At 50.0% G+C, this 6,645-nt stretch carries 6 protein-coding genes; all 6 read right to left on the bottom strand.

Annotated features, from left to right (window positions below; all coding sequences use genetic code 11):
* Positions 1 to 58: 58 nt before the first annotated feature.
* Entirely contained in the window at positions 59 to 421 is a 363-nt protein-coding gene (locus tag GSP01_RS15515) for a DUF3325 domain-containing protein (protein WP_141354568.1), read from the bottom strand.
* Entirely contained in the window at positions 421 to 1,971 is a 1,551-nt protein-coding gene (locus GSP01_RS14150) for a PepSY-associated TM helix domain-containing protein (RefSeq protein WP_141354566.1), read from the bottom strand. Before GSP01_RS14150 ends, GSP01_RS15515 begins: the two co-directional genes overlap by 1 nt.
* Before the next feature lies 1 nt (position 1,972).
* Positions 1,973 to 2,257: a hypothetical protein gene (locus GSP01_RS14145; protein WP_141354564.1), complete on the bottom strand. Its 285-nt coding sequence runs from the start codon at positions 2,255 to 2,257 to the stop codon at positions 1,973 to 1,975.
* Positions 2,257 to 4,746 (bottom strand): TonB-dependent receptor, encoded by a 2,490-nt coding sequence (locus GSP01_RS14140; protein ID WP_228123980.1) that lies wholly within the window; start codon positions 4,744 to 4,746, stop codon positions 2,257 to 2,259. Before GSP01_RS14140 ends, GSP01_RS14145 begins: the two co-directional genes overlap by 1 nt.
* Positions 4,747 to 4,955: 209 nt before the next feature.
* Positions 4,956 to 5,900: a FecR family protein gene (locus GSP01_RS14135; protein ID WP_167495578.1), complete on the bottom strand. Its 945-nt coding sequence runs from the start codon at positions 5,898 to 5,900 to the stop codon at positions 4,956 to 4,958.
* Between the two features lie 26 nt (positions 5,901 to 5,926).
* Positions 5,927 to 6,532, bottom strand: coding sequence for an RNA polymerase sigma factor (locus GSP01_RS14130; RefSeq protein WP_167495577.1), 606 nt, complete (start codon positions 6,530 to 6,532; stop codon positions 5,927 to 5,929).
* Positions 6,533 to 6,645 lie beyond the last annotated feature (113 nt).

The raw sequence follows: 6,645 nt of genomic DNA, 5'->3' as shown, positions 1-6,645 counted from the left end.
CTCAAAGTATAGAGCGAAAGTTATCCAAAAACCCAACATCAGAACCAAGACACATTAATCAACGATTTTTCGATCCGTCCAGATAGGTGTTAACGGAGCAATATTCCAGTGAAACCATTAGTCTTGATAGTGGCGCCAAAAGGTTAGGCTGCCACGCTAGAAACAGCGATACAGAACAGGCAGAAAATGGTAGCAGACAGGCCCAGAGAAGAAATCCAAACCCTTCTCCATCCTGTAAAACAGCCATAATCAAAATGCTAATCTGCAGAACTCCTGCCAACAGGCGAGCTTTAAAGATGGCACCTGATGATAGTTCTGACGTCTTTGTGGCTCTACGATGCGGAAATTGCGTCAGCGCCAATAGTGCAAAAGACACAAATAGTATTGAATCAAAAATTAAATATATAATTATTGATATCATTACAGACGCTTCCTCAACGGAACGCTTAAGAGAACAGATAATCGCGCTCTACTAGACAGACGCTGTGCTACCACTAAAGCTAGTACAGATCCGATCATTAATACAGCATCCATTCCTGCCACTGGCCAGAGATAGCGATGGAAGAGCGTTCGCAGTGGATGATCTCCTGTTGTGATCCAGTTAAGTAAGGCGGCGAGGGCCGCCAGAACCCCAATTGTAGCGCTTTGTTCGATCCACATTCGTCGAGGTCGAATCCAGCCATGCAGGAATGTTGCCAGCCACGAAAAATAGAACGCCCAAATTTCAAGAGTGGAGCGATCTTGGCTAAATATATGCGCATTTGGAAACAGTAGGCGATTGGCGACGAAGAAGACTAGTGTCGCAATAATGATCCCTGTCACTGATCCTGAAGCTACCCCTTCGACTATCCTGAAGCCGAAGGTACTTTCCTGTGTCTTTCGACGTGCTGCAAGCCAGAACAGAAATCCTGTTCCAATTAAAACACAGCTGCCTAGCCCGAGAATAAAGTAGAACCAGCGCAAGGCCCAGTGATGAAATTGAATGAGATGCACACCACTTAGAAAGTGTTCCGCCCGAATGATCGGATGCGGCGCTGGAGATCGAGAGAAATATTTTCCAGTCGGACTTTCGAACGAGATGACATCCCTGTCAACGGTGACCTGTCTGTCGCTTTGGCGGAAAAACGCCATCCGACTTGTTGTTGTGCCGGGATTCATCACAAGTATCGTATGAGGTTCCGCTCCGTTCCATACATTTCGAACGTAAGAGGCAGCCTTATCCAGCGAAGCAACGGAGGCACCAGGCTTTCCGGGCTTTATTGGGAGGAATGTCAGGCCGTTGACCTCGAAAAAGTAACCACGCGGGCTTGGATAAACTGCTTTCACACTTCCGGGGAAATAGGTCGTGCTCAAAATGACGAGCCCGGAGAATGTGAGAATGATATGAAAGGGCAGGCCAAGCACACCAGCCATGTTGTGCAAATCCAATAACATTCGGCGTGGTTTTTTTGTAGGCCTGAAGGTGAAGAACTCCGCAAACAGCTTGCGGTGGATGATAACACCCGTGATGCACAGGGCCAACATAGCCATGGACGCTAATCCGACCAACCATTCCCCAAGATTCATCAATCCGATTTCAAGTGTGTAATGGAATGGGAAAATGAATCCTGTCGCTCCAAGCGTTCCGCTGTTTGGCAGTTCTTTGCCCGTGACCGGATTAAATTCACGCGTGATGAATTTCTGGCGGGTGCGATAGTGGACATGAACGACGGCCTGACGGTCATCAGGCATGGTCACGTTCCAGAAGGCAGCTTTCGCAGCAATCGCATCGTTCAATGAAGGCCTGAACGTTTCAAGTGGTAAAGGGCTGCTCGCGGTAGGCAGTCGCGTGGCCGGCTCCATCCAGGAATCTATCTCGCTATCGAACACTGAAAGCGTGCCCATCCAGAAGACTGCAAACAGGATGCTTCCCAGCACGACCCCCGCCCAAGTATGTAGCCAGCCCATGGAACGTCTAAAATCCTGCTCCATGTTAGTGTCCGTGACCAATGACAAAAGTCATGCAGTTCTCAGAGGCAATCGCGAGAATAAACATTGCGAGAATCCGCCACGGCTTTCGGGAAGAGAAGACCCAAAGAATCAGGCACAGATAGAGGATGAAGCCCAGTATCGTTCCCATTGCTACGGCGTCCACACGCGGCACACCTGAAGCAAACAGCACAATGCAGAATGCCGCGAGCGTCGAAGAGGTGACAACATAGGCTCCGCCAGTTGCCAGAAGAACTCTTGCGACGACGCCTAATCCGGAGCGTCTCATCAGAAGTCAGCAGCGATCGAGAAGCGAACTGTGCGCGGTGCACTCAGCGACAAGAAGCGGGCGCCGCTGGAATTCCAGTAGCGGGCGTTAGTCACATTATCCACGTTCAGGAAAAACGTTATCTTTCCTTTTTTTGCAGCTGGATTTTTCATGACATAGCGGGCTCCCAAGTCGAGCCTGACCCAACTGGGGATACTTCTCCTGTAGGATGTCGAATTTTCAATGTATTCTGACCCCGTATACATGATGTCAGATGTTATCGAGAGGTCTTTGATAAATGGTAGGTCGTAATCTAACCCCATGTTAAAATTAACAGGGGAGGTGTTCGGTGCTCGCTGACCGTTGTAAGTGCCTCCCTGCGTATTTGTGAGAGTAGGGTCTAGAAGCATCACACCACCCGTAGCGCGTAGACCATGCAAAACTTCACCAGCAATATTCAATTCGAGACCGCGATTACGCTGATTTCCGTTCACTGTAAGTATATTGGTTGCTGCGTTGGAAACAGTGTTGGGTTGGGATATCTGGAAAACATCGAATGTAGCTATAAACTTCCTGAAATCCGCTTTTACGCCGACTTCATATTGCGTCGATTTGTATGGAGCGAGGATTTCACCTGCATTGGCATAAGTTGTGCCAACCGTCGTTCCCTGCTGTAGTCCCTGGATCCAGTTTCCATAGATCGAGACATTCTTCAGCGGTTTGAACACGGCGAGCACAGCCGGACTTATGGCCGTTTTGTCATAAATTCCAGAAGCTGCTCCTGTTGTGGTGCTGTAGCTCGCGCTTTGTACGCGTTGAGCTCGCAGCCCGGCTGTAACTTGAATACGATTGTGCAACGTAGAAATCGTGTCGACAAACGCCAGACTGGACAGGGTCGATGTTCCAGTCTTCGGAGAACTATAGGGAACAGAGACACTGCGGTTCAGAGGATAATAATTTTTTCCGCTATAAATATTCAAAGCATAAGCAGGAATATCAGTGTTCGAACCAAAAATCCGACCCATCGTAAGATCAAGACGGTTAGCTGAGAACGCCAGATCGTGCTTGAGGGGACCGGTATCGACTTTTCCGCGAACGCCTAAATCGGCAGTCAGATAACGACCGTTCTGTACAATCCCAACCGGGCTAGAGCCAGACCCCGCTCCCTGGGCATTGCTAACAACCACATACTGAGAATATGCGCCCCTGTATTTGTAGTCATGAACACCAACACTGCCATAGGCAGTAAAATTACGGAAAAGATCTACTTCTCCTCGAAATACCCCGAAAATGTCTTCTCCATTGAAGTAACTCCAGGGCAGCTTGTAGTTTCTTTTAACCTTTGAGACATCGGGGACCGGCACGCCTGCAGCCAGCGAGTAGTATGGAAGAACCCCATCGATGTTACGAACCTGGTAGCCAAAGTCAGTCGATAGCCGGACATGGTGTAGTCGAAGATCAACGCCCGCTCCAACCAGCGCCGTTTTCATTCCGCTATAGGGGATTGCGGTCGAGCCTGAGCGGATCATGCCGTTTACACGAATACCGAGCTGCTTTTCCTTGCCATAACGCCGTCCGATATCAGCATGCCCCCCGAACTGCGAGTTGGAGGTATAATCCGCTTCGATCTTCGTAATCGGCGTATCATGGGCCCGCTTGGGCACGACGTTGACGACACCCCCGATTGCACCTCCAGGGGACATGCCGTTCAGCAAGGCCGCAGGACCGCGCAGCACTTCAACCCGTTCGGCAAGTTCCGAGGTGATGCCGCTGAATGGCATCATCCCGTACATTCCACCATAGGAAATATCCACATTATCCAGTGTAAAGCCACGGATCTGCAGGCGCTCTACGCCAGCCGTTCCTTCCGAGAATATTCCTCTGACCGAAGGATCGTCCTTCAGGGCATCGCGGATTGTCCGGATCTGTCTCTCCTCGATGAATGCCTCTGTATAGCTTGTCATATTGAACGGCGTGTCCATCACATCCCGGTTGCCAAGCAACCCGAGCTGTCCGCCACGCGCGATCTCTCCACCCGGCAACGTTGGTGGCAGATTGCCAATCATTGCTGTGGCGGGGACTACAATGCGGTAACGCCCTCCAACCCGTACAGGGCCAAGCATAATGGGAGAGGAAACTTGCAAGATGGAAATACGTTGGCCTGAACGTGAAAACGTATAACCACTTCCAGCCAGAACACGACTGAAAGCCTCATCTGGTGTCATGGTTCCAGACACGGCGTTCCCTCTTAGCCCGTCGACCTTGTTCATATCGTAGAACACCCGCAGCCCGGCTTTTCGGCTAAGGGTGAGCAGAGATGCGTTAAGATCACCCGTAGGAATGTTGACCGAGATCATCGACTGGCTTGTGGCGCTTGGGTAGAGTTGCTCCTGCGCATGTACGGGCATTTCAGATACCAGCAGGCCTGTAACAGTCAGGGCCGTTCCCGACATCAACCAATAAAAATTTTTGCACCGTCCTGCCCAACGATGCGCCTTATGAGCACTCATTCTCTTCCCATTTCCCAAACCCATTTATGCAACTGCGAATTAATTGCATTTTTTCACAAAGTTAGGACGATTGAGCCTATGGGAATCAGTAAGGTTTTTTTATTTTTTTGTTTTCTTGAATTATTTTGTTTATTTACAGATATTTATATACAGAATTCTTCTGAGAGCTTCCTGGTGACAGATCTGCACGCTTGGGCCTGAAGCAGGCATCAATAGATGACTGTTACCAATGTGCCCGCAGAAATTGTTTTTACGTGCAGTTCCTGACTGATCGTTGTCAGTGCGCCCCCAATATTCTCACAGGCGAAGACGCCGCTCACTCTTAGAGTGGCTAGACTTCGTTTTGCCAAAACGATCCGGCCATGGCGGTATCGATTCAGGCGCGCGATCACGTCTGAGAGTGGCACATTATCAAAGACAAGCTGCCCGGTTCGCCATGCGGTTAACGTTGCGGTAGACACCGCGTGTGGTTCATGCAGGCCTGATCGGTCGAAATGGACGCTCTGTCCTTTCGAAACGACAACTGACCGCAAAATACCCTCATGATTCTCTTTCGCGACACGGACAGTATGTTCAGTCACGATTGTATCCACGTCCGAACCGTCACGTGCGACCATGAATTGGGTGCCCAGTGCAGTCACTGTGCCACCAGCTGCATCAACCACAAAAGGCCGGTGTTCTGTCCCACTCACAGGAGCAACGGTAAAATAGGCCTGCCCTCCGACTACGATAACTCGTCGTTCGTTTGCCGTATAGCGCAAGCTGAGGGCAGCATGGGTATCCAGCTCGGCAAGACTGCCATCATTAAACTGAACAGTACGAATTTCTCCTGTCCTCGTTGTGTAATCGGCAAACCAGCGGACGGGCTCAAGCCAGCTCACGCCGATCCCGAGCACGAGTACGAACATCCCTGTTGCCGCGACATGTTTTGCTGTTTTCCGATGCTGGGTTCCCTTCTTGCTACCTCCTACATCAAGATCCGACCACAGGCTGGATGCTCGGCAGAATGCTGCCGCATGAAGAGGCGATACGGATCGCCATATTTCGAAAGATTGTTGTTCTTCCAGCGTCAATTGGCCACCGCTGTGGCGAATGACCCACTCCGCAGCTTCCATATTGATTCTGTCCAGCTGGTCGTCCGTATTATCTGTCATGAGATCAACAAAGAAAAACATAAAAATTAGCGGGGCAGGCGCGACAGAAGATGCCGAAGCGCTATTGCAAGATGCTTTTGTACAGTGCTTTCAGAGACGGCTAATTTCTTTGCTACCGTGCGATAATTCAGTCCATTCACGCGATTGAGCACGAATATACGTTGAGTTATTTGAGGCAATTCATCCAGAAGCGCTGCAATCTGGCGAATTTTTTGCCTCGCCGCCACTACGTCTTCTGCATGAGGCCTGTCGTCGATCGTGAAGGCTAGATCTTCGATAAGGGTATTGGATGTCTTACGTCGGCGGACAGACCTGACATGGTCGATTACCAGATTGCGAAGTGTACTATAGAGGAATGCCCGGCATGAATCGGCCGGAAGGGCGTCCCCATGCTCCATGAAGCGAATGAAGGTTTCCTGCACAAAATCGGCAGCAAGATCGCGGTCATTCAATTGCCGTCCAACATACTCAGCCAACTCTCGTCTATGGCCCAAAAACAGGCGGCTTATTCGTGTTCTGTCCACTTTCTGACGTGATCCAACTCCGTGTAAGGGTGAATCAATTATAGCAAATGAGAATAATTCGCAATAAATATATGATTTAACGAGACCTGAAATCACAAACCAGGTCATCAACGAACTCATCTTCGATCGCGCACCTGCCGTGCACGGCAGCGCACTGACCTCTGGCAGCGATGTCACGTTAAATGGGGTGTTCTAGGCTCAGGACCTATTGATTTAATTTT

The organism is Gluconobacter sphaericus NBRC 12467 (genome assembly GCF_006539125.1).
GTDB lineage: Bacteria > Pseudomonadota > Alphaproteobacteria > Acetobacterales > Acetobacteraceae > Gluconobacter > Gluconobacter sphaericus.
This window is presented reverse-complemented; position numbering and strand designations above follow the sequence as displayed.